Annotated in this window: 23 protein-coding genes, 1 other RNA gene and 1 pseudogene; 13 read left to right on the top strand and 12 right to left on the bottom strand. The window is 65.4% G+C overall.

Annotated elements, in window-relative coordinates:
* Positions 1 to 143 precede the first annotated feature (143 nt).
* The 5 genes from dapD (at position 144) to ACLI1C_RS04020 (ending at position 3,878) form a co-directional block, all read left to right on the top strand.
* Positions 144 to 986 (top strand): 2,3,4,5-tetrahydropyridine-2,6-dicarboxylate N-succinyltransferase, encoded by an 843-nt coding sequence (dapD, locus tag ACLI1C_RS04040; RefSeq protein WP_411395570.1) that lies wholly within the window; start codon positions 144 to 146, stop codon positions 984 to 986.
* Between the two features lie 87 nt (positions 987 to 1,073).
* The gene (locus tag ACLI1C_RS04035; protein ID WP_411395569.1) at positions 1,074 to 1,550 is read left to right on the top strand and encodes a DUF805 domain-containing protein; all 477 of its coding nucleotides are present in this window, start codon (positions 1,074 to 1,076) and stop codon (positions 1,548 to 1,550) included.
* A 21-nt stretch (positions 1,551 to 1,571) separates the two neighbouring features.
* Positions 1,572 to 2,732 carry a succinyl-diaminopimelate desuccinylase gene (gene dapE / locus ACLI1C_RS04030; RefSeq protein ID WP_411395568.1) on the top strand — a complete coding sequence of 387 codons (1,161 nt, stop codon included), beginning with the start codon at positions 1,572 to 1,574 and terminating at the stop codon, positions 2,730 to 2,732.
* Complete coding sequence (locus ACLI1C_RS04025) at positions 2,729 to 3,271, top strand: hypothetical protein (RefSeq protein WP_411395567.1); 543 nt, start codon at positions 2,729 to 2,731, stop codon at positions 3,269 to 3,271. Before dapE ends, ACLI1C_RS04025 begins: the two co-directional genes overlap by 4 nt.
* Before the next feature lie 16 nt (positions 3,272 to 3,287).
* Positions 3,288 to 3,878 carry a hypothetical protein gene (locus ACLI1C_RS04020; RefSeq protein ID WP_411395566.1) on the top strand — a complete coding sequence of 197 codons (591 nt, stop codon included), beginning with the start codon at positions 3,288 to 3,290 and terminating at the stop codon, positions 3,876 to 3,878.
* A 7-nt stretch (positions 3,879 to 3,885) separates the two neighbouring features.
* Here the strand turns inward: ACLI1C_RS04020 and truA are convergent, their stop codons facing one another.
* From truA to def, 3 genes are all read right to left on the bottom strand, one after another.
* Positions 3,886 to 4,623 (bottom strand): tRNA pseudouridine(38-40) synthase TruA, encoded by a 738-nt coding sequence (gene truA, locus ACLI1C_RS04015; RefSeq protein ID WP_411395565.1) that lies wholly within the window; start codon positions 4,621 to 4,623, stop codon positions 3,886 to 3,888.
* Positions 4,624 to 5,544, bottom strand: a complete 921-nt coding sequence (gene fmt, locus ACLI1C_RS04010; protein WP_411395564.1) for a methionyl-tRNA formyltransferase — start codon at positions 5,542 to 5,544, stop codon at positions 4,624 to 4,626.
* Positions 5,545 to 5,658: 114 nt separating this feature from the next.
* Positions 5,659 to 6,174: a peptide deformylase gene (def, locus tag ACLI1C_RS04005; protein WP_411395563.1), complete on the bottom strand. Its 516-nt coding sequence runs from the start codon at positions 6,172 to 6,174 to the stop codon at positions 5,659 to 5,661.
* Positions 6,175 to 6,298: 124 nt separating this feature from the next.
* Here def and rmuC point away from each other — a divergent pair, with 124 nt between their 5' ends.
* The 3 genes from rmuC (at position 6,299) to ACLI1C_RS03990 (ending at position 9,268) form a co-directional block, all read left to right on the top strand.
* A complete protein-coding gene (gene rmuC / locus ACLI1C_RS04000) occupies positions 6,299 to 7,717 on the top strand; it encodes a DNA recombination protein RmuC (RefSeq protein ID WP_411395562.1) in 1,419 nt (472 codons plus the stop codon).
* A gap of 83 nt (positions 7,718 to 7,800) precedes the next feature.
* Positions 7,801 to 8,292 carry a hypothetical protein gene (locus ACLI1C_RS03995; protein ID WP_411395561.1) on the top strand — a complete coding sequence of 164 codons (492 nt, stop codon included), beginning with the start codon at positions 7,801 to 7,803 and terminating at the stop codon, positions 8,290 to 8,292.
* Between the two features lie 82 nt (positions 8,293 to 8,374).
* Entirely contained in the window at positions 8,375 to 9,268 is an 894-nt protein-coding gene (locus ACLI1C_RS03990; RefSeq protein WP_411395560.1) for a dienelactone hydrolase family protein, read from the top strand.
* Here ACLI1C_RS03990 and recR read toward each other — a convergent pair.
* The 5 genes and pseudogenes from recR to ACLI1C_RS03965 all read right to left on the bottom strand — a co-directional run bounded on the left by recR (position 9,265) and on the right by ACLI1C_RS03965 (position 12,972).
* Positions 9,265 to 9,858, bottom strand: coding sequence for a recombination mediator RecR (gene recR, locus ACLI1C_RS03985; RefSeq protein WP_411395559.1), 594 nt, complete (start codon positions 9,856 to 9,858; stop codon positions 9,265 to 9,267). The two genes, ACLI1C_RS03990 and recR, sit on opposite strands and share 4 nt — an antisense overlap.
* Before the next feature lie 98 nt (positions 9,859 to 9,956).
* Complete coding sequence (locus ACLI1C_RS03980; protein WP_411395558.1) at positions 9,957 to 10,280, bottom strand: YbaB/EbfC family nucleoid-associated protein; 324 nt, start codon at positions 10,278 to 10,280, stop codon at positions 9,957 to 9,959.
* Positions 10,277 to 12,028: pseudogene (locus tag ACLI1C_RS03975) on the bottom strand (DNA polymerase III subunit gamma/tau); the annotation flags it as partial. The pseudogene ACLI1C_RS03975 and the gene ACLI1C_RS03980, both read right to left, overlap by 4 nt.
* Positions 12,029 to 12,149: 121 nt before the next feature.
* An RNA gene (ffs, locus tag ACLI1C_RS03970) (signal recognition particle sRNA small type) lies at positions 12,150 to 12,245 on the bottom strand.
* A 40-nt stretch (positions 12,246 to 12,285) separates the two neighbouring features.
* On the bottom strand, positions 12,286 to 12,972 hold the full coding sequence (locus ACLI1C_RS03965) for a class I SAM-dependent methyltransferase (protein WP_411395557.1): 687 nt from the start codon (positions 12,970 to 12,972) through the stop codon (positions 12,286 to 12,288).
* Positions 12,973 to 13,131: 159 nt separating this feature from the next.
* On the opposite strand from ACLI1C_RS03965, the gene ACLI1C_RS03960 reads away from it, so the two are divergent.
* Positions 13,132 to 13,305, top strand: coding sequence for a hypothetical protein (locus ACLI1C_RS03960; protein WP_411395556.1), 174 nt, complete (start codon positions 13,132 to 13,134; stop codon positions 13,303 to 13,305).
* On the opposite strand, the gene ACLI1C_RS03955 is transcribed toward ACLI1C_RS03960, so the two are convergent.
* The gene (locus tag ACLI1C_RS03955) at positions 13,302 to 14,156 is read right to left on the bottom strand and encodes a DUF817 domain-containing protein (RefSeq protein WP_411395555.1); all 855 of its coding nucleotides are present in this window, start codon (positions 14,154 to 14,156) and stop codon (positions 13,302 to 13,304) included. The two genes, ACLI1C_RS03960 and ACLI1C_RS03955, sit on opposite strands and share 4 nt — an antisense overlap.
* 106 nt (positions 14,157 to 14,262) lie before the next feature.
* Between ACLI1C_RS03955 and ACLI1C_RS03950 the strand changes: the two genes are divergently transcribed.
* The gene (locus tag ACLI1C_RS03950) at positions 14,263 to 15,123 is read left to right on the top strand and encodes an LOG family protein (protein ID WP_411395554.1); all 861 of its coding nucleotides are present in this window, start codon (positions 14,263 to 14,265) and stop codon (positions 15,121 to 15,123) included.
* Between the two features lie 15 nt (positions 15,124 to 15,138).
* Here ACLI1C_RS03950 and ACLI1C_RS03945 read toward each other — a convergent pair whose 3' ends face one another.
* On the bottom strand, positions 15,139 to 15,969 hold the full coding sequence (locus ACLI1C_RS03945; protein ID WP_411395553.1) for a prephenate dehydratase: 831 nt from the start codon (positions 15,967 to 15,969) through the stop codon (positions 15,139 to 15,141).
* A gap of 339 nt (positions 15,970 to 16,308) precedes the next feature.
* Between ACLI1C_RS03945 and ACLI1C_RS03940 the strand changes: the two genes are divergently transcribed.
* Both ACLI1C_RS03940 and ACLI1C_RS03935 read left to right on the top strand, forming a co-directional pair.
* Positions 16,309 to 17,130 (top strand): c-type cytochrome, encoded by an 822-nt coding sequence (locus ACLI1C_RS03940; RefSeq protein WP_411395552.1) that lies wholly within the window; start codon positions 16,309 to 16,311, stop codon positions 17,128 to 17,130.
* A 70-nt stretch (positions 17,131 to 17,200) separates the two neighbouring features.
* Complete coding sequence (locus tag ACLI1C_RS03935) at positions 17,201 to 18,139, top strand: 2-hydroxyacid dehydrogenase (RefSeq protein WP_411395551.1); 939 nt, start codon at positions 17,201 to 17,203, stop codon at positions 18,137 to 18,139.
* Between the two features lie 89 nt (positions 18,140 to 18,228).
* Here the strand turns inward: ACLI1C_RS03935 and ACLI1C_RS03930 are convergent, their stop codons facing one another.
* Together ACLI1C_RS03930 and ACLI1C_RS03925 are read right to left on the bottom strand one after the other, a co-directional pair.
* Positions 18,229 to 19,158, bottom strand: a complete 930-nt coding sequence (locus ACLI1C_RS03930) for a GNAT family N-acetyltransferase (protein WP_411395550.1) — start codon at positions 19,156 to 19,158, stop codon at positions 18,229 to 18,231.
* 54 nt (positions 19,159 to 19,212) lie between these two features.
* A complete protein-coding gene (locus tag ACLI1C_RS03925; protein ID WP_411395549.1) occupies positions 19,213 to 20,562 on the bottom strand; it encodes a leucyl aminopeptidase family protein in 1,350 nt (449 codons plus the stop codon).
* A 143-nt stretch (positions 20,563 to 20,705) separates the two neighbouring features.
* On the opposite strand from ACLI1C_RS03925, the gene ACLI1C_RS03920 reads away from it, so the two are divergent.
* Positions 20,706 to 21,473 (top strand): tetratricopeptide repeat protein, encoded by a 768-nt coding sequence (locus tag ACLI1C_RS03920; RefSeq protein ID WP_411395548.1) that lies wholly within the window; start codon positions 20,706 to 20,708, stop codon positions 21,471 to 21,473.
* Positions 21,474 to 21,517 lie beyond the last annotated feature (44 nt).

Genomic DNA, 21,517 nt, shown 5'->3' with positions numbered 1-21,517 from the left:
GTGGATTGGCTTATGCCCACAGGCGATCGCCACCGGCTGGTTAACGCCCATGCCGGCCGGATGGTCACATGACGGCGCAACACAATTGACTCCGTGCCCCTCCCCGCTATGGTCCGCTCCGCATTCACCCAAGGAAATCTTCCATGTCCTACGCCGATCTCGCCAAGACCATCGATTACGCCTTCGAGGCCCGCGCCGAGATCCGCTTCGACACAAAAGGTCCGGTGCGCGAGGCCGTGGAAGAGGCGCTGCGCCTGCTCGACACGGGCGAAGCGCGCGTGGCCGAGAAGATCGACGGCGCCTGGCAGGTCAACCAGTGGCTCAAGAAGGCCGTGCTGCTCAATTTCCGGCTCAACGACAACCACCTGATCGAAGGCGCACCGGGCGGTTCGCACTATTGGGACAAGGTGGCGACCAAGTTCGAGGGCTGGAGCGAGAACACATTCCGCGAAGCCGGCTTCCGCGCCGTTCCGGGCGCCGTGGTGCGCAGCCCGGCCTTTATCGGGCGCAACGTCGTCTTGATGCCCAGCTTCGTCAATGTGGGCGCCTATGTCGACGAGGGCACAATGGTGGACACTTGGGTCACCGTCGGCTCCTGCGCGCAGATCGGCAAGAATGTGCATATTTCGGGCGGCGTGGGCATTGGCGGCGTGCTTGAGCCGCTGCAGGCCGGCCCGGTGATCATCGAGGACAACTGCTTTATCGGCGCGCGCTCGGAAGTGGTCGAGGGCGTGGTGGTGGGCGAAGGCTCGGTGATCTCGATGGGCGTGTTCATCGGGGCATCGACCAAGATCGTCGACCGCAATACCGGGGAAATCCATATCGGCAAGGTGCCGCCCTATTCGGTGGTCGTGTCGGGCTCCCTCCCCGGCAAGCCGCTGCCGAACGGCAATCCTGGCCCGAACCTCTACTGCGCCGTGATCGTCAAGACCGTGGACGCGCAGACGCGCAGCAAGACGGGCATCAACGACCTGCTGCGCGACTGAGCCGGACTGGCGGGAAACCCGCGAGTCACCTAAGGTATCGGCGTGCCGGATGGGTCCCGGCACGTTTGATTTCCGAGGGGGAAAATCATGGACAAACTCAAAGTACTCTACACCACCACCGACGGGCGCCTGTCGCGCAAGGAGTGGTGGATCGGCGTCGTCGGCCTGATCATTGCCAGCATCGTGCTCAGCATCATCCTGGGGATGGTGGGGCTGGGCGGCGCATCGGGCTGGGGGCAGCTGATCGCCTATGTGATCCTGTTCTATCCGGGCTGGTGCATCGGCATCAAACGCCGGCAGGACCGCGACAACAATGCCACCGACTTCAAGGTACTGATGGGGCTGTCGGGCCTGCTGACACTGCTGCAGGCCTTCGGCATCGGCATCACCATGACCGACATGGGCAATGGCATCGTGATGCCGACGCCCGACATGTGGATGTCGGTGCTCTATCTGCTGCTGGGCATATTCGGCATCTACATGCTGGTGCAGCTCGGCTTCCTGCGGGGCACGCCGGGCCCCAACAGCTATGGGCCCGATCCGCTGGGCTATGCCGCTGCATGATCGACAAGGACGGGATTGCTCGTGACCAATGAACGACCGGACGATCCCGTCCGACTGCTCAAGCGCCTCATTGCCTGCGCTTCGGTGACACCCGAGCAGGCGGGGGCCCTGGACCTGCTCGATGGCGCGCTGAGCGCCATCGGCTTCACGGTGACGCGGCTGCGCTTCGAGGGCGACGGCTCATATCCGGTGGACAACCTCTTCGCCATTCGCGGCACGGCTGGCCGCCGGCTGCTGTTTGCCGGGCATACGGACGTGGTGCCGCCGGGCGAGCTGGCCAACTGGACGGCCGATCCCTTCATGCCGCGCGAAGCCGACGGCAAGCTTTACGGGCGCGGCGCTGCCGACATGAAATCGGGCATTGCGGCCTTCGTTGCCGCGGCCGCCACTATTCCGGCCGAGGCCGGCACGGTGATGCTGGCCATTACCAATGACGAGGAAGCCGACGCCATCAACGGCACCGACAAGCTGATGGCCTGGGCACAGGAACAGCAGCACCATTTCGACTTTGCCATTGTGGGGGAGCCGAGTTCGGCGAGCCTTTTGGGCGACAGCATCAAGATCGGGCGGCGCGGTTCGCTGTCGGGTACCATCACGGTGACCGGATCACAGGGGCATGTGGCCTATCCCGAAAAGGCCAACAACCCCCTGCCCGCGCTGGCGCGGATCGTGACGGCGCTGGACAGCCAGATCGATACCGGCACCGAGCATTTTCCGGCGAGCAATCTCGAAGTCACCTCGATCGATGTCGGCAATGCCATTTCCAATGTCATTCCGGCTTCCGGGACGATCCGCTTCAATATCCGCTACAATGATCTGTGGACGCCCGAGACGCTGGCCGACTGGGTGCGCAAGCGCATTGCCGGCGTGGACGCGGGCGACGCCCGGGTGGACTTCGCGGTTGCCGGAGCGCCATCGCGCTCCTTCCTGTCGCCGCTGAGCGGGGATGTCGACACGCTGGCCGACGCCATTGCCGCGACCACCGGCCGCCGGCCGGGGCTGTCGACCGGGGGCGGCACGTCGGATGCGCGCTTCATCGCGCAATATGGGCCGGTGGTGGAATGTGGCCTCGTGGGTTCCAGCATGCACAAGGCGGATGAGCATATTGCCATTGCCGACCTGATCGGGCTGACCGAGATCTATCGCGGCTTCATGGTGCGGTTCTTCGGAGAAAAAGCATGAAGCTCTGGGCCGCGCTATCCAATGCCATTGCCGGCTGGATGATGATCCTGCGCGGGGAGAACGACTGGCGGCAACGGTTTTCGCTAACGACGCCCGGGCTGACCACCGCGCTGATCGTCTTCGTCTTCGCAGCGTTCCTGGCAGTCGCCGTGGCATCGATGAGCATCGGCATGCCCAGCCTTGGCGGCGTGCTCACCGCCATGTTCGTGCTGGCACTGCCGGTGACCTCGCTGGTGGTGACCCTGCTGGGCACGCGCCTGATGCTCAAGAGCAGCGAGCCGGTCTATGACATGTTGGTGCCCGGCATCTATGCCGCCACGGCCTTCCTCATCATCGAAGGGCTGCTGGCGATGATCGGCGGACCGGTCGTGCTGCTGAGCTGGCTGGGACTGGCCTATCTGCTGTTTGCGCTGGCGCGTGCTGCAAGCGGCTGGACGATCGGCGTTTCAGCCGGTTTTGCAGTTTTGACGGTCGTGCTGCTTGTCGCGATGCGCGTAGCGCTCTACATGCTGAGCACGCAAGCCGGTTCACCCCTTTAAGCATCGAGACCAGCCATTGGCCCAACCGACCACGACTTTCCTCGATGAACTGGTGGCCGCTGCACGCGGGTGCTTTGCCCTCGTCATCGGCAACCGGCAGGCCTCCACCTATTTCGATTTCCGCCAGACCGGGCTTGTCGGCTCATTCATTGCGCTGGTGATCGGGCTGGCCGTGCAGGCCTTCGGCCCGCAGCTGCTGGGAAACCCGGCGCCGTCCGGCGTGGCCAGCACGGTGGTGATCCTGGGCGCGCTGGTGGTCGGCATCCAGTTCGGCGTCGCCTATGTGGTGCTGCGCCAGTTCGGCCGCAGCGACGGCTTCGTGCCCTTCGTGGTGGTGCAGAACTGGGCGACCATGTTCCAGGGCATAATCGCCGTGGCGATGATCGCGATCTTCGGCGAGCCCATTGCCATGGAGCCGGGCGGGGAAATGGCCCAACTCACGACGGGCAGCATTCCCTTCGTGGCGCTGGGCATTGCGGCCTTTGCGATTTCCATCAATATCGCCCGCCTGATACTGACGCTGCGCCCGCTGCATGTCGCGCTGTTCGTCATTGCCCAGCTGACCACGGCCTTCGTGATGCAGCCGCTATTGGGCGCGCTGCTCTGAGCCTCTGCTAATAATCGACACGCGTCAGATAGAGACCGGCTGACGGGGCCATGGCGCCGCAGCGCCGGCGATCGCGTGCATCGAGCGCGGCGCGGAACTCGGCCGGGCTCCACTTGCCCTCACCCACCATCTTGAGCGAGCCCACCATGGAGCGCACCTGATGATGCAGGAAGCTGCGAGCGCTGGCCGTGATAACGATATGATCAAGCTCGCGCCGCACCGCGAAGGCGTCGAGCGTGCGCAGGGGCGACTTGGCCTGGCATTCGGCCGAGCGGAAGGTGGTGAAATCATGCGTGCCCAGGATCAGCCCGGCGGCATGGTCCATGGCATCGGCATCGAGCGGCATGGGCAGGTGCCAGACATGATTGCGCTCGATGACCGGCGGCGCGCGGCGATTGAGGATGCGATATTCGTAGTGGCGCGCCCTGGCGGAGAAGCGCGCCTCGAAGCTGTCGTCCACTGCGTCGGCGGCGATGATGGCGACCGGCTGGGGGCGCAGGTGATAATTCAGCGCCTCGCGGATGCGGAACGGGTCCCAGCTCTTGCCCAGGTCGAAATGGGCGACCTGGCCGAGGGCATGCACGCCCGCATCGGTGCGGCCGGCGGCCTGGGTGGTGACGGTTTCGCCCGACATGGCGGCGATGGCCTCCTCGAGCGCCTGCTGCACGCTGGGGCGATCGGGCTGGCGCTGCCAGCCGGAGAAGGGGGTTCCGTCATATTCGATGGTGAGGCGGTAGCGCGGCATCTAGCGCACGGTCGGCGGCAAGGCCCCTGCCCCGCGCAGGAAGGTGGCGGCGTCCATGGCGCCCTTGCCCTCGCGCTGCAGCTGGGTGAGGCGGATGGCGCCGGAGCCGCAGGCGATGGTGAGGCCATCGAGCAGGGTGCCGGGCGCGCCGGAGCCCTGAGCCAGGGTGGAGCGCAGGGCCTTGATGCGGACGGGCTTGCCGGCCAGCTCGAGCTCGAACCAGGCGCCGGGGAAAGGCGCGAGGCCGCGGATGTGGTTATGCACTTCGGCGGCGGGGCGGGACCAATCGATGCGGGCCTCGGCCTTTTCGATCTTCTTGGCGTAGATGGCGCCGGTTTCGGGCTGGGGCGTGAAATCGAGGCTGCCGCGTTCGAGGGCGGCGAGGGCGCGGCCCATGAGGTCGGCGCCGGTGCGCATCATGGTGTCGTGCAGCTCGCCCGCCGTCATGTCCGGGCCGATGGGCATGACCTCGCCGATGGCGACGGGGCCGGTATCGAGGCCCTCGTCCATCTGCATGACCATGACGCCGGTCTGGGTGTCGCCGGCCATGATGGCGCGCTGGATGGGGGCGGCGCCGCGCCAGCGTGGCAGCAGGGACCCATGCAGGTTGAGGCAGCCGAGGGTCGGCGCCTCGAGGATGGGCCTGGGCAGGAGCAGGCCATAGGCGACGACGATGGCGACGTCGGCCTGGTGGCTGGCAAAGACGATCTGCTCGGCCTCGCCCTTGAGCGAGCGCGGGGTGAAGACCGGAATGCCGAAGCCTTCGGCCGCCAGGTGGACGGGCGACTTGCGCTCCTCCTGGCCGCGGCCGGCGGGCTTGGGCGCACGGGTATAGACCGCGACGACCTCATGGCCGGACGAGACGATCTCGGTCAGCGTCGGGACGGAAAAATCGGGCGTGCCCATGAAGACGACGCGCATTGGCAGGGCTCTCTTCTTCCTAGGTCTCTGGAATTCGTGCCATTCGGCCATAGGCCTCCTGGCCTAGTCGCCTCAAATCGCTCCACCGGAGCGATTTGCCCTGTGGGACGGCGCCTAGCCCGCCGCCCGCTTGGCGGCCTTGTCGAATTTCTTGATGACGCGGTCGCGCTTGAGGCGGCTCAGATAGTCGATATAGAGCACGCCATCGAGGTGATCGAGCTCGTGCTGGATGCAGACGGCGAGCTTGCCTTCGGCCTGCCGGACCACTTCATTGCCATCGAGATCGGTGTATTTCACGGTGACCTCGTTGGGGCGCTCGACCTCGTAATAGAGCTCGGGGATGGAGAGGCACCCTTCTTCGGTGACCTGCATCTGCTCGCCGAAATGGGTGATCTCGGGATTGACCAGCACCATGGGCTCGGGGGTCTCGCCCTCGGGGGCCAGGTCCATCACCACGATGCGCTTCATCACGCCGATCTGGGGCGCGGCCAGGCCGATGCCGGGGGCATCATACATGGTGTCGAGCATGTCCTTGGCCAGCGCCTTGATCTCGTCGTCGATCTCGATGATGGGATCGGTGACGGCTCGCAGGCGCGCATCGGGAATGACAAGAATGGGGCGGATGGCCATGGGTAGAGGTCCGGCGGAAAGGGATTTGCCTTTCGATATGGTATTTGTCGCGCTGCGGTCAACTCTTGTGGCCCCTGCACAAGAGAACATTCTGCGAACAGACGAATCGCGGTAAGAAACGCGGATGGATAATGTGCTCTTTGTCATCGGCGATTTCCCCGTAACGCAGGCCATGGCGCTGATCGGCGGCGTGACGCTGGCCGCCCTGCTGCTGGTGGTGGTGACGATCGCCGTGATGCGCGCCAGTGCCAACCGCGCGGCCGAGGCCGGGGCGCAGCTGGTGGCGCAGCTGCGCGAGGGCTTTGTTGCCCAGCTGGGCGAGCGCGACCGGCGCATCCAGGAGCTGGACCACCAGGTGCGCGTCGAGCGGGAGCGCGGCAGCGAGCAGGTGGAGCGGCTGCAGGAAAGGAATTCCGAGCTATTGGCCGAGGTTTCGGCCTTGCGGGCGCGGATGGCCGAACAGGTGGCGCAGGCCCAGGCCAGCGAGGCGCGGTTCCTCGCCGCCCGGCAGCAGATGACCGACGAGTTCAAGGCCATTGCCGGGGACGTGCTGAAGAACCAGAGCGAGACCTTCACCAAGCAGAACCGCGAGCAGGTCGATACGCTGCTCAAGCCGCTGCAGGAGAAGATCGGCGAATTTCACGTCGGGCTGATCAAGGACCGGGCGACGATGGGCGAACAGATCCGCGCGCTGCTGGAAAGCAATGTGCAGATCACCACCGAGGCCAATAACCTGACGCGGGCGCTGAAGGGCAATTCGCAGACGCAGGGCGCCTGGGGCGAGATGATCCTCTCGACCATCCTCGAACGAAGCGGCCTGCGCGAGGGCGACCAATATGTGACGCAGCAGAGCCATGCCGGCGAAGCTGGCGCGCGCCTGCGCACGGATGTCGAAGTGCTGATGCCCAATGACGACCGGCTGGTGATCGATTCCAAGGTCTCGTTGACGGCTTTCGAGGCCTATACCAATTGCGAGGACGAGACACGGGCTGTGCACCTGCAGGCCCATGTTACCTCGGTCAGGGCCCATATCCGCACGCTGGGCGAGAAGGCCTATCAGCGGCATGCGCGCAGCAGCCTCGACTATGTGATGATGTTCGTGCCGATCGAGGCGGCGCTGGCCACGGCGATGCAGGCCGATGCCAAGCTTTTCGAATATGGCATGAGCCAGGGCGTGATGTTGACCACGCCGACGACGCTGATGACCGTGCTGCGCACGGTGCGCAACGTCTGGGATATCGAAAAGCGCCATCGCAATGCCGACGAAATCGCCGAGCGGGCGGGCGCGCTCTACGAAAAGGTCGCCGGCTTCCTCGCCAGCATGGACAAGCTCGACGGGCAGCTTGACAAGGCGCGGCAGAGCTTTGACGAGGCCAAGGGGCAGCTATCGAGCGGCCGGGGCAATGTGCTGCGGCAGGTGGAAATGCTGCGCGAGCTTGGCGCCAAGACCAATCGCAGCCTGCCCTCGGGCTGGGATGGCGGCAGCGATGAGATGCCCACTTTGCGCATTGTGGGCAAGGATGAACCGGGCGACCTCGCCTAGGGACGTTCACGTTCGAGGCCCTGGATCGAACCAGTTGGCTGCCGCCGCGTTGATCCCGTGCTCATCCAGCAAGGGAGGCGAGAATGGCGCAGCATCACGACCACCGTGGCACAATGGTGCCGCAGGATACCAATTTCGACAATGCCGACCAGCCGGGCATTGCCCAGCCCTATACCCAGAGCGAAGTCGAAGAACTGCTCTATGGCGATGACCGCCCGGCCAGCGAGCGCCTGGCGCGCCTGCGCGAACTGCGGGACGAAAGCGCCATCCGCGAAAGCGGAGACTGGGGCGGGCAGGATCCGGCCGCCATGCTGGACGAACTCGACCGCGCCATCGACGAGCTCAGCGCGATGATTGCCAATGGCGATGACGGGGAGGCCTATGCGGGCCTGGCCACCAATTTCGACAATGACCCGGCCGACCGGCTCGATGCCCTGTCGCCCGACGACGAGGACGGGCGCCACGCCATCGAGGGCGATGACGAGGTGCTGGACGAGGAAGACGAGGCGGCCCTGCTGGAGGAGCCGCAATGGGATGGCGGCGACGAGTTCCGCACCGACAAGGACTTCCACTAGCGATTTCAATTTGACGTTATGCCCATGGGCGCGCCACGCGGCGCGCCCTATCGTCCTCAGCCTGAAGCGGAGGAAACGATAGATGACGGAGCATAATGGCGACGACCGTCCGGCGATCACGCAGGACATGATCAACCTCTTTGACGAATATACCCACCTCTCGCTCGACCGCCGGGCCTTCATGGACAATCTGGCGAAGCTCGCCGGTTCCATGACAGCGGCCACGGCCGCAGCAGCGCTGATGGCCTCCAATGTGCAGGCGCAGGGGCTGACGTCCGAGACGGACGCCAATCTCACTATTTCCGACGTGACCTATCCAGGCGCCCAGGGCGAGATGAAGGGATACCTCGTCGTCCCCGCGAGTGGCGGACCGCATGGCGCCGTGATCGTGGTGCACGAGAACCGGGGCCTCAATGCCCATATCAAGGATGTTGCCCGGCGTGTCGCGCTGGAGGGCTTCGTGGCGCTGGCGCCAGACTTTCTCTCCGACGCCGGCGGAACACCAGCCGATGAAGAAGCGGCGCGGGCAATGTTCGGGGACCTGTCGGCAGCCGATGTTGCCGCCAATGGCGTGGCCACCATCGCCTATCTCCAGTCCCTGCCCAATGTGACCGGCAAGGTGGGCGCCATGGGCTTTTGCTGGGGTGGCGGCACGGTCAACAACCTGGCGGTGGCATCGCCCGACCTGGCGGCGGCCGTGGCCTATTATGGCGGCCAGCCTGCAGCGGAGGGCGTGCCCCAGATCCGGGCCCGGCTGATGCTGCATTATGCCGGGCTGGACGACCGGATCAATGCCGGCATTCCCGCATTCGAAGACGCGCTGAAGGCGGCAGGCACAGACTACCAACTCTTCATGTATGACGGGGTGAACCACGCCTTCAACAACGAGACCAGTGCGGCCCGCTATGACAAGGCGGCGGCAGACCTGGCCTGGTCGCGCACCATCGCGCTGTTCCGGGAAACGCTGTCCGGCTAGATCTCGGTACGGGCCCTGAGGGCCTGGCTGAGGGTGCCTTCGTCGAGATAATCGAGCTCGCCGCCCACGGGGACGCCGTGGGCGAGACGGGTGACCTTGGCGCCGGAACCGGCCAGGCGGTCAGTAATGTAATGGGCGGTTGTCTGCCCCTCCACGGTGGCGTTGACGGCCAGCACCACTTCCTTGAACTGGGGCGCACGCGCCAGCAGGGAATCGACGGAAATATCGTCGGGGCCGACGCCATCGAGCGGCGAGAGGACGCCGCCCAGGACATGGTATTTGACGGGGCCGACGCCGGCACGCTCGAGCGCCCAGAGATCGGCAACGTCTTCCACCACGATGAGCATGCCGCTGTCGCGGCGCGGGTCGGCGCAGATGGAACAGGGGCTCATGGTGTCGATATTGCCGCAGACCTCGCAGGTGCGGACGGCCACGACAGCGCGGTCGAGCGCTGCCGAGAGCGGGATCATCAGCTGATCCTTCTTCTTGACCAGGTGCAGCACGGCGCGGCGAGCCGAACGTGGTCCAAGTCCCGGCAGGCGCGCCAGGAGCTGGATCAGCTGTTCAATTTCCGGTCCGCCGGAGGCCATGTTTCTTCTTCTCAATGAATGGCCATTCGAGCACAGCTCTCATGGCCTTCTCACCTCAAATCGCTCCGCCGGAGCGATTTGTCCGGGACGGTTCGAAGCTAGAACGGGAACTTCATGCCCGGCGGGATGGGGAGCCCAGCCGTGACTTCGGCCATCTTCTTCTGCATTTCGGCTTCGGACTTGGCCTTGGCGTCGGCATGCGCGGCGATGATCAGGTCTTCGAGGACCTCGACATCGTCTTCCTTGAACAGGGACGGGTCGATCTTGACGCCCTTGAGGTCGCCCTTGCCGCTGAGCGACACGGTGACCATGCCGCCGCCGGAGCGGCCTTCGACCACGAGATTGGCAAGCTCGGCCTGCATGGCCTCCATCTTGCCCTTCATCTCGCCTGCGGCCTTCATCATACCCATGATGTCTTTCATTCGTCGTCCTCTTCGGGTGGGGGCGGGGGCGCCTCGGGCAGCGCGGCAGTGGCGTCGTCGCGCACCGTCACATTGACCACCTTGGCGCCAGGAAATGTTTCGAGAATGGCCTTCACCAGCGGGTCTTCGTGCGCCGCCTGCTGAGCGGCCTGCTGACGCTGCGCCGCTTCCTGGCGCATGGTCATGCCCTCGGGCGGCTTGCTGGAGACGGTGATCAGCCAGCGCTGGCCCGTCCAGAGCTGGAGGCGCGCGGACAGGGTGGCGATCATGCCCGGATCGGCGCCATCGGCAAGAGCGACCTCGATACGGCCCTGCTCGAAGGAAATCGGCCGCATCTGCCCCTCAAGGGCCAGCTTGACCAGAACGTCGCGCTTGGCGGCGGCCAGGGCAATGAGTTCCTTGTAGCTGGCGACCGTGGCGAGGGCCGACTGCGGCTGGGGCGTGGATGGCTGGGCGGCGACTGCCTCGGTCATCACCGGCCGGGGCGCTTCGACGCGCATGGCTGAGGCGCCACCACCACCATTGGATGGCCCGCGCGCGATCGGCGCGCTGGGCGGCAGGCCGGGCGCCGGAGCAGGCTGGTTGGACAGCCGGGCGATCAGGTCATCAGGGCTGGGCAGGTCGGCGGCATAGGCCAGGCGGATCAGCGCCATTTCGGCGGCCTGCAGGCCATTATTGGCGCGGGCGACCTCATCATGGCCCTTGAACAGGATCTGCCAGGCGCGGGTAAGCGCGCGCATGGGCAATTTGCCGGCCAGCTCGGCGCCGCGCCGGCGTTCGTCGGGCGTCAGCGAGACGTCCTCGGCAGCGGCAGGGACAACCTTGATGCGGGTCACCAGATGGGTGAAATCGGCCAGGTCGGCAACCAGGGTCTGCGGGTCGGCCCCCATGTCATAGAGGGCGCGCATGGTTTCGATGGCCGGGCCGATCTGGCCGCCCATCAGTTCCTCGAAGAGATCGATGATGCGGGCGCGATCGCCGAGGCCCAGCATGGCCTTGACCGTGGCGGCGGTGACCGTGCCATTGCCATGGGCGATGGCCTGATCGAGCAGGGAGAGGTTGTCTCGGGCAGAGCCTTCACCGGCGCGGACAATCATGGCCAGCGCCTCGGGCTCGAAGGAAATGCCTTCCTGCCCCAGGATGGATTCGAGATAGGCCGTCATGATCTCGGGCGTGATGCGACGCAGGTCGAAGCGCATGCAGCGGCTCAGGATCGTCACCGGCACCTTACGGATCTCGGTGGTGGCGAAGATGAACTTCACATAGGGCGGCGGCTCTTCGAGCGTCTTGAGCAGCCCGTTGAAGGCGGCCGTCGAGAGCATGTGCACTTCGTCGATGACATAGACTTTGTAGGGCGCCGAGGAGGGCGCGTATTTCACCGAGTCGATGATCTCGCGGATATCGTTGATGCCGGTATTGCTGGCGGCATCCATCTCGATGACGTCGACATGACGACCCTCGATTATGGCGCGGCAATGCTCGCCCTCGACGCTCAGATCAAGCGTGGGATGGGGGCCGGAGGCATCTTCATAGTTGAAGGCGCGGGCGAGGATGCGGGCGGTGGTGGTCTTGCCTACGCCGCGCACGCCCGTGAGGATAAAGGCGTGGTGGATGCGGTTCTGCGCGAAGGCATTGCCCAGCGTCTGCACCATGGCATCCTGGCCGACCAGGGTGGTGAAATCGCGCGGCCGGTATTTGCGGGCGAGGACGAGATAGGGCGAGGTCGGTGCGTCAGCCATCGAGCCCTTCTGTCGCTTGCGTGGTGGGGAATCTGCCTGAGATCATGTTCCGACCTTAAGGCAATGGCGCCCATCCGCAAAAGCCTCAAGCCGTCTCGCGGAGTGTCGAATGCCAACTGTGAACAGATTAAGTAGGAGGCTGGCAACGACCCGTGAAGGTCTCGTTGGGGCTGCTTCCTTCCGGACCTGACCCGGTTGGCGAGGAACACGTCCGCGCCAACCTCCCGAAGCGCTATATGCGAAGAAAATGGGGCGAGCGCAAGGCCTCAGGGGGCAAACTCGTCGGCATAGGCCACCCAGCCGCGGACGGCGAAGCCGAGATAGAACAGGCTTACATCGGAAAACCCCGCCTGGCGAAGCAGGGCCTCATCCTCCTCGGGTGATACGAAGGAGAGCTTTTCGATCATGGCCTGGCGCGAGGGCTCCAGCTGGGCCGGTGAGGTGCCGTCGGGCGAGCCATAGGCGATATGGCGGCCGATCCACAGGGATCGTTCGGGTTCGGTCCGGGGCACGCTGATATGGGCGGCGACAAAGGGGGCGCCGGGCCGGAGGCGGCGGCGAATCTGGCTCAGGGTGTCGAGGCGCTGGTCGCGCGGCACGAAATGCAGCGTCAGCAGGCAGGTGGCGGCATCGAAGGGGCCATCGGGGGCGATGTCGATATAGCCCTCATGGAGCGAAATGCGGTCGAGATGGGCAGAGGCGGTTTCCCTGGCCAGAGCCAGCATGGCGGGGGATGGGTCGACGCCATCGAAGGTCCAGCCGGCATGGGCATCGGCGAGGGCCCGGAGCTCGAGGCCGCCACCGGCGCCCAGCACCAGGACCCGGCCTTGCGGCGGCATGCGTTCGGCCAGCAGCAGCGCGGTCATGCGGAGGAGGCCTGCATAGCCGGGGACCTTGCGCGGCGTGCCTTCGGCATAGGAAGCGGCAGCCTGTTCGGTGAAGACGGATGACATGCGGGAGACCTTTTCGCAGTTATTGTAACTTACAATGTTACATGAGTGTTCCCCGGTCAAGCTGCATCCCCGCCCCCGCGTAAACCATAAGTCCAAATCGGGCCGGACGGCCGGCACTGGCCGCGTTAAGGTTTCGTCAACCATAGGCGGGAGGTTGCCATGCGTGTTCCATCCATCGGACTGCCGCTCGACGAACGCCGGATCGTGCGCGAAGGCTACCGGCTGGCGGAGCGGATGCTGGCGGGCTACGAAGACCCGCCGGGGCCGGTCGCGATTATCGGCAAGTGGCTGGCGCAGCTGCGCGTGATGGTGCTGGCGCGACTGAGCGCCTAGCGTTCCGGCAGGTGCGGCCGTGGAGGATGCACCAGTGTCACCAGCACCACCGAGATCAGCATCAGCAGGTACCAGGAGCCGAGCTTGCTCCAGCTGACCATGGACCAGCCATCGGCCTGATCGGGATAGATCCAGGCGCGCGACCAGGTGCCGATATTCTCGGCAATCCAGATGAACAGCGCGACCAGCAGGAAGGCCAGCAGCATCGGCATGCGGTGGCGGAAGCGGAACACCCGGTAGTGCATGATGGCGGGCCAATAGAGCAGCGCAACGCCGGCAAAGAGCAGCCAGCGGAAGTCCATGATGAAATGGTGGCTGAAGAAATTGACATAGATGGCCAGGGCCAGCAGCGCCGTCATCCAGACCGGGGGATAGCGGCTGAAGGTGATGTCGAAAATGCGCTGGATGCGGGCCATGTAGGAGCCGACACAGGCATACATGAAGCCGGAAAACAGCGGCACGCCGCCCAGACGGAAGATCGCTTCTTCGGGATAGATCCATGAGCCGGCGGCGGTCTTGAACAGTTCCATGCCGGTGCCGACGAGGTGGAAGATCAGGATGACCTTGGCCTCGCTGAGCGTTTCCAGACGGAAGGCCAGCATGGCGGCCTGGATGAGCAGGGCGGCGATGAACCAGGCATCGTAGCGGGCAAGGCCAAGATCGGGCCACCAAAGGCCGGTCAGCAGAATCATGGCCAGCATCAGCCCGCCAAACAGGCATGCCCAGGCCTGTTTGAGGCCGAAGACCACGAACTCGACCAGGCCGTCGGCAAGACGTCCGCGCGGCAGGCGTTGCAGCACCAGATGCGCCAGCGCATCGATGCGCGCCTCCAAACTCGTGAACTGGTTCAAGCGCCCCGCCCTTGCTCCGCCGGCCCGGTGTGGTTATGCCCTGTTGAAAATCTCCGAATTGTGGCGGCCCCGCCGCTTCGGAGCCGACCATCGGAGAAGCCGGCATATGGCCAGACGTCGCCCCACATCGTTGCGCACCTCGGTTGAGGATGTCGCCGCCTCCAAACGGGCGCCGCAGACGCCGCAGACCCAGTCCGCAGCGTTCCGGCTGGCCTTTGCCGACGACGAGTTCATGACCTCGGAAGATACCCGCGGCATCAGGTTCCAGCTCGAATATCTCAAGCCCGAATTCCGCCTGCGCGAGCGCGGCATCAATTCGACCGTGGTGCTGTTCGGCGGCGCGCGCATTCCGGCACCGGGGCAACCCGCCTGGGCGGCGAAGAACGAAGTGCAGAAGAAGAACCTCGAAGCGGCGTCGCACTATTATGATGAAGCGCGGCGCTTCGCCCAGCTTGCCTCATTCACCTCCAAGGCACTCGACTTCAAGGACTATGTGGTGGTGACCGGGGGCGGGCCGGGCGTGATGGAGGCGGGCAATCGTGGCGCGGCCGATGTGGGCGCACCCTCGATCGGGCTCAATATCGTCTTGCCGCATGAGCAGGCGCCCAATCTCTATGTGACGCCGGAGCTCAGCTTCAACTTTCACTATTTCGCTACCCGCAAGATCCACTTCCTGATGCGGGCCAAGGCGGTGGCGGTATTTCCGGGCGGCTTCGGCACGCTTGACGAGTTCTTCGAGACGCTGACCCTGATCCAGACCGGGCGCATGGATCGCGTACCGCTGCTGCTGTTCGGGGCGGCGTTCTGGAGCAAGGTGATCAATTTCGAGGCGCTGGCCGAGGCCGGCACCATCGCCCCGGACGACACCAAGCTGTTCCACGTGGTCGATACCGCCCAGCAGGGCTGGGACGTGATACGGCAGTTCTACAACCTGCCTGCCGTCGATGAAGTGCTGCGGGGGGACTGAGTCCCTCGCCCTGCCCTAGCTGTTATCGGCGGCGGGATAGACGCCCAGCACGCGGAAATAGTCGGTGAAGAAGCCGAGTTCCTCGAAGGCATGCTGCACGCCGATGTCGGAGGGATGGCCCTCGATGTCGGCATAGAACTGGGTGGCCGTGAAGGCGCCGCCGACCATGTAGCTTTCCAGCTTGGTCATGTTGATGCCGTTGGTGGCAAAGCCGCCCATGGCCTTGTAGAGCGCGGCCGGAACGTTGCGCACGCGGAAGACAAAGGTGGTCTTGACCTTGCCATTGCCGGCCGGTGCTTCCTTCTGGTCGCGCGAGAGCACGAGGAAGCGCGTCGTATTGTGCGCAGCATCCTCAATGTTGGAGGCGAGCACGGTCAGGCCATAGATTTCGGCGGCGAACCTGGAAGCAATAGCGGCCACCGACTTGTCGGCCTTCTGCGCCACTTCGCGGGCCGAGCCGGCCGTATCGACCGCATTGATGGTGCGGAAGCCGTGATCGGCGATGAACTTGCGGCACTGGCCCAGGGCAACCGACAGCGACTGGACCGCCTTGATGTCGTCCAGGGTAGCGCCGGGCACGCCCAGCAGGTTCATCTCGACGCGCAGGAAGGTCTCGCCAATGATGTAGAGACCGCTTTCGGGCAGCAGGTGGTGGATGTCGGTGATGCGCCCATAGAGCGAGTTTTCGACCGGCACGACGGCGAAATCGGCGCGGCCGGACTGCACGGCATTGATGGTCTCCTCGAAGGTGACGCAGCCGATCGCCTCTTCGCCGGGGAAGAAATTGGTGGCGGCGGCATGGCTGAAGGCGCCGGGTTCACCCTGGAAAGCGATCTTCTTGGTCATCGAGGAGGTCCGTGTCTGGTAGGCGAGAGGCTTTTGAACCCGGCGGGATGCGGAGTCAATTCAACCGCTCCAATGAGCAACGCACTGGCGGCGGCGGCAGTGCCATTCGAGCAAAGCTCTCATGGCCTTCTCGCCTAAAATTGCCCCACCGGAGCAATTTTGCCCTGCGGGCCGGCTCGAAGTGTCGCAGGACCGCTTTGCACGGTTGCGCAGCGCGGGCCTTTGCGACTATCTTCCGCGCGCGCCGAGCCCCTCGTTGAGGCGATTTTCCCTTGGGATATCGAAAGTTGGGCCGCGTTCGACTATCGTCCACAGGGGATGGACTGGCAGAGAGACCAAATGGATTCGTTCGAGCTTAACAAGATCATGGGCGCCGTGCTGGGCACGCTGTTGTTCGTTATGGGCGCCGGCTTTGTCGCTGAAGCCATCTACCATCCCATTGAAGGCCGCGGCCCGGGCTATGCCCTGCCGGAGCCCGAAGTTGCCGAGGGCGGCGAAGCGGTCGAAGCTGCGCCGGAAGTGCCGCTGGGCGTGCTGCTGGCCAGTGCTAGCGCCGAGCGCGGCGCTGCGGCGGCCCGCAAGTGCCAGTCGTGCCACAATTTCGGCGAGGGCGAACCCAACAAGCAGGGACCGGGCCTCTATGACGTCGTGGGTCGCCTCGAGGGCAGCCACGAGGGCTTTGCCTATTCGGATGCCCTCATGGCCCACAATGCCGCCGGGGATGTCTGGAGCTACGAGAATCTCAACGCCTTCCTGATCAAGCCGAGCGACTATGCGCCCGGCACCAAGATGAACTTCGCCGGTATCCGCACCGCCGAAGAGCGCGCCGACATCCTGGCCTATCTGCAGACGCTGTCGGCCAGCCCGGTGCCGTTCCCGGCCGCCGACGTGGCCCCGACCGAACCTGTCGCCGGCGCCGAGCCGTCCGAGGCCGCACCGACCGATGCTGCCGCAACGCCGCAGCCCGACGCGACCGCGCCGGCCGATCCGGCTGCTGCCAGCCCCAATGATGCCGCCGAGTCGGCTGCTCCTGCCGAGGTCGTGGACACCCCGACCACCACGCAGAGCGAAAGCCCGGTCCAGGGTACGGCAACCGGCAGCGGCTCGCCCGCTGGCACGAGCAGCGAGAACCCGACCGAGCCAGCGCCGCCGGGGCAGTAGGTCCGGCTGGTTCCTGCAATTATTCAGGCCGCGCCCGTCAAACGGCGCGGCTTTTTTCTGGGAGGTTCGCATGCTGCTGTTGCATTTGTCCGACGTCAACGAGGCGAGCTGGGCCGAAAAGCTCGCGGCAGCGCTGGCGCCCTACCCGGTGGTGCGGCGCGGCGACGATTTCGACCCGGCCGATGTGCGCTATGTGTTTGTCTGGAAGCCCAAGCCGGATGCCTTCGAGGGGCTGACGGGGCTCAAGGCCATGCTGTCGCTTGGCGCCGGGGTGGACGCGCTGCTCAAGCATCCCAGCCTGCCGGACGTGCCGATCGTGCGGTTTGTCGATGCCGATCTCAGCCAGCGCATGAGTGACTATGTGGTGGCCCATGTCACCATGCATCACCGTCTCTATACGCGCTTCCGTGCCGACCAGAAGGCGCGGCGCTGGACCCAGCTCTATCCGCCCGCCGCATCGGAAACCAGCGTCGGGATCATGGGCATGGGCGTGTTGGGGCAGGATGCGGTGAGCCGCCTCAAGCCGCTGGGCTTTGCCCTGCGCAGCTGGAGCCGGACGCCAAAGGCGATCGAGGGCGTCGAGGGGTTCGCCGGAGACGAGCAGTTCGACACATTCCTGGCTGGCACCGACATTCTGGTGAACCTGCTGCCGCTGACGCCGGAGACGACCGGCATTCTCAACTATGACACCTTTGGCAAGCTGCGGCGCGGCCAGCTGGATGGCGGGCCGGTCATCGTCAACGCAGCGCGGGGCGGGCATCAGCGCGAGGCCGATATCGCGCGGGCGCTGGCGGACGGGACGCTGGGCGCGGCAAGTCTTGATGTGTTCGAGACCGAGCCACTGCCCGCCAGCAGCCCGCTCTGGGACATCGAGAACTGCTACATCACGCCCCATATCGCGGCGATCTCCAACGAAAAGTCGGGCGTGAGCTATTTCTCCCAGATCATCCGCGAGCATGAGGCGGGCAAGCCGCTGGTCAATGTGGTGGATCGCGGCAGGGGATATTGAGGGGAGCTTATGCGGCTCCTGCATTGCCCGCCGGAAGGTCCCCTCACCGGGCGATGCGCGCCGACCTCTCCCAAGGGAGAGGAAAAAGGTCACAGCTCCAGCGACCAGTATTGACCGTTGAGATCGACGCCGAAGGAATGGTGCGGTTCTTCCCGCTCCAAGGTGAAGCCAGCGCCCTGATAGATGCGGCGGGCCGAGACGAGGCAATCCTGGGTCCACAGGATGACGCGCTGGTAGCCTGACGCGCGCGAGAAGCGGACGGCTTCCTCGACAAGGCGCTTGCCGATGCCCATGCCGCGAAAGGCCGGCTCGACATAGAGCATGCGGAGCTGGGCCGTGCTGGCTGCGTCCTCGGCTGCGGGGATGATATAGACGGAGCCGGCGATCTCGCCCCCCTGCTCTGCCACCCATAGCGACTTGGGCGGATTGGCCGGCGCGGCCTCGTAGTCGCTATAGAGGCGCGCGATCAGCGCCTCGAATTCGCCGTTCCAGCCCTGTTCGAGATGGTAGAGCAGGCCCTGGCGATGGATCAGCCAGCCGAGCTCGCCGATGCGGTGGGGGCGCAGGATCAGCGGCTCGTCACCCGGCTCGCCCAACAGCGCCTCGATACGCCGCATGGCCCCGACGAGATCGCGCCGCCCGAACTCGTCCAGCGGTTCAAGCAGGCTGGTTGCAGCAGCGGCATCACTCATTTCGTTGAAGCGGCGGAAAAGTTCGTCGCCTTCGGGCGTCAGGGCCAGCGGGACCAGACGTTTGTCGCCGCTGCGCGGCAGCGTGGCGACAATGCCCTGATCCATCAGCCGCCAGACCAGGCGGCTCATCTGGCCGCGATCCATCTCAAGCGCATGGGCGATGAGCGCGGCGGTGGAGCTGCCATGCCTGCCAAGCTCGTAGATCACGCGCGCCTCGGCCAGGCTATAGGGGCTTTCATGCATGCCCTCTTCGAGCAGGCCGATGACCTTGGTGTAGAAGCGATTGAAGGCGCGAACCTGCGCAATATCGGCGGGGCTGACAGGCATGGACCGGCTCCGATTGATCGTTGACACAATCAACCGGTTAGTTGTCAGAGTCAACTATGCCGGGTAACGCCGCTTCAGCACACCATAGATGGCGCGAATGCCCTGATCGGTGCCGCCATGGCTGCGACCGGGCCGCGCTTCGGGTGCCCAGCCATAGATATCGAGATGGGCCCAGGTCGTGGCCTCGCTGACGAAGCGGCGCAGGAACAGGGCGGCTGTCACCGAGCCGGCGAAGCCCCCGCTGCCGGCGTTGTTCACATCGGCAATCTTGGAATTCATCATGGCGTCATAGGGCGACCACAGCGGCATCTGCCACAGCGGATCGTCGGATGCGGCACCCTTGTCCATCAGCTCACGCGCCAGGGCATCGTCCGTTGAATAGAGCGGGGGCAGATCGGGGCCCAGCGCGACACGGGCTGCGCCTGTGAGGGTCGCCAGATCGATCAGCAGATCGGGATGTTCCTCATCGGCCAGCGCCAGCGCATCGGCCAGGATCAGGCGGCCCTCGGCATCGGTATTGCCAATCTCGACGGTGATGCCCTTGCGCGACTTGAGCACGTCACCGGGGCGGAAAGCCGCGCCGGCAATGGCGTTTTCGACCACCGGGATCAGCACGCGCAGCCGAACGCGCAGCCTGGCCGAGACGATGGCATGAGCCAGGCCGAGCACATTGGCGGCGCCGCCCATATCCTTCTTCATGATCAGCATGCCGGCCGGATTCTTGATGTCGAGCCCGCCGGTATCGAAGGTGACGCCCTTGCCGACCAGCGTCACCTTGGGATCGCGCGCATTGCCCCAGGAGAGATCGATGAGACGCGGCGCCTGGGTGCTGGCGCGGCCGACGGCGTGGATCATGGGGAAGTTGGCGCGCAGCAATTCATCGCCGGCAATGACCTTGATCTTCATCTTGCGTGCCGCGGCAAAGCCACGGATCTCGGCTTCGAAAGCGTCGGGCCCGAGATCGTTGGGCGGCGTGTTGATCAGGTCGCGCGCCAGGACGGCTGCCTCGACCAGCCGATCGACCTCGGCCGCGTCGGCGCGGCCCGGGCCGGCCAGCTCGGGGGCAGGCTTGCCCTCGCGGTAGCGATCATAGCGATAGGCGCCGAGGCGGAAGCCGATTGCGGCCAGCGTCGGATCGCCATAGGCGCCTTCCAGCCGGTAGCGGCCCGCGGCCAGGGCCGCGCCGGCAAGGCCGGTGACCAGGGCGGGCCGATTGGCCGGCTTGCCCAGACCGAAGAGATAGGCCGCCAGGCCGCCATCCGCCTCGGGCAGCGCCAAGAGGCGCCCGCGCTGGCCGGTAAAGCCATTGGCTGCGGCCCAGGCGCCGTGCATGGGCGGCAGCTCGGCGGCCGCAAGGCTCCCCTCTTCGACGCAGATGACGGGGATGATGGAAGCCTTGGCCATGACGAACTCCAGGGTGTGCTGACCGCTCTTGTAGCGGGCCGGGCCGGGGGCGGCAACGCTGCCAATCGGGCCACTTTAACGGGGCGTTAGGGTTAATGACCTATTGAAATAAGGAGGGTGCCGCCGGGCCCGAGGAGTTGCACGTGACGTCGCTGGACCGCTTTTTCAGACCAATGCGGATGCTGCTGCTGGCCGGCGTGGCCGTGGTGGCGCTCGGCGCCTGTGCCTCCAATCGCGGCATGTCGGCGACCGACTATTCCGGCCTGCCCGCGGGACAGAGCCACCAGACTCTCGCCGAGCTGACCGCCCGGTACAAGGCCAACCCCAAGGACAAGGGCGTCGCCATCCACTACGCCGCCGCCCTGCGCGCAGTGGGCCAGAGCAAGCAGGCCGTGGCGGTTCTGGAAATCAGCGTCAGCCACTACCCGCAGGATGCCGATATTGCCGTCGCCTATGCCAAGGCGCTGACCGCCGACGGCCGGTTCGAGCAATCGCTGCAGGTGCTGGACAATGTCATCCGGCCCGAAGCGCCGGACTGGAATGCCCTCCTCGTCAAGGGCGCGACGCTCGACCAGCTCGGCCGCAACCAGGAAGCGCGGGCGCTCTATGCCCAGGCACTGGTCTATGCCCCGGGCGAGGCCTCGATCGAGGCCAATATCGGCCTCTCCTATGCCATGACCAACGAATTGCCCGCCGCCGAACAGCATCTGCGCCGGGCCGTGCAGATGCGCGGCGCCACCAGCCGCGTGCGCCAGAACCTGGCTCTGGTCATTGGCCTGCAGGGCCGGTTCGAGGAATGCCGCGCCATCTACGCCGCCGAACTGCCCCCCGAACAGGTCGAAAGCAACATGGCCTATGTGCGGGCGCTGCTGACCCAGCAGAACCGCTGGGACATGATCGAAAAGAGCTGAGCGTTCCTTCGCCGGTAGAAGCAAAAATCCCCGCGCGAGCGGGG

This window comes from Devosia sp. XGJD_8, assembly GCF_046614475.1.
Taxonomy (GTDB): domain Bacteria; phylum Pseudomonadota; class Alphaproteobacteria; order Rhizobiales; family Devosiaceae; genus Devosia.
Note: the sequence above shows the minus strand (reverse complement) of the source record. Positions and strands in the feature narration are given on the sequence as shown.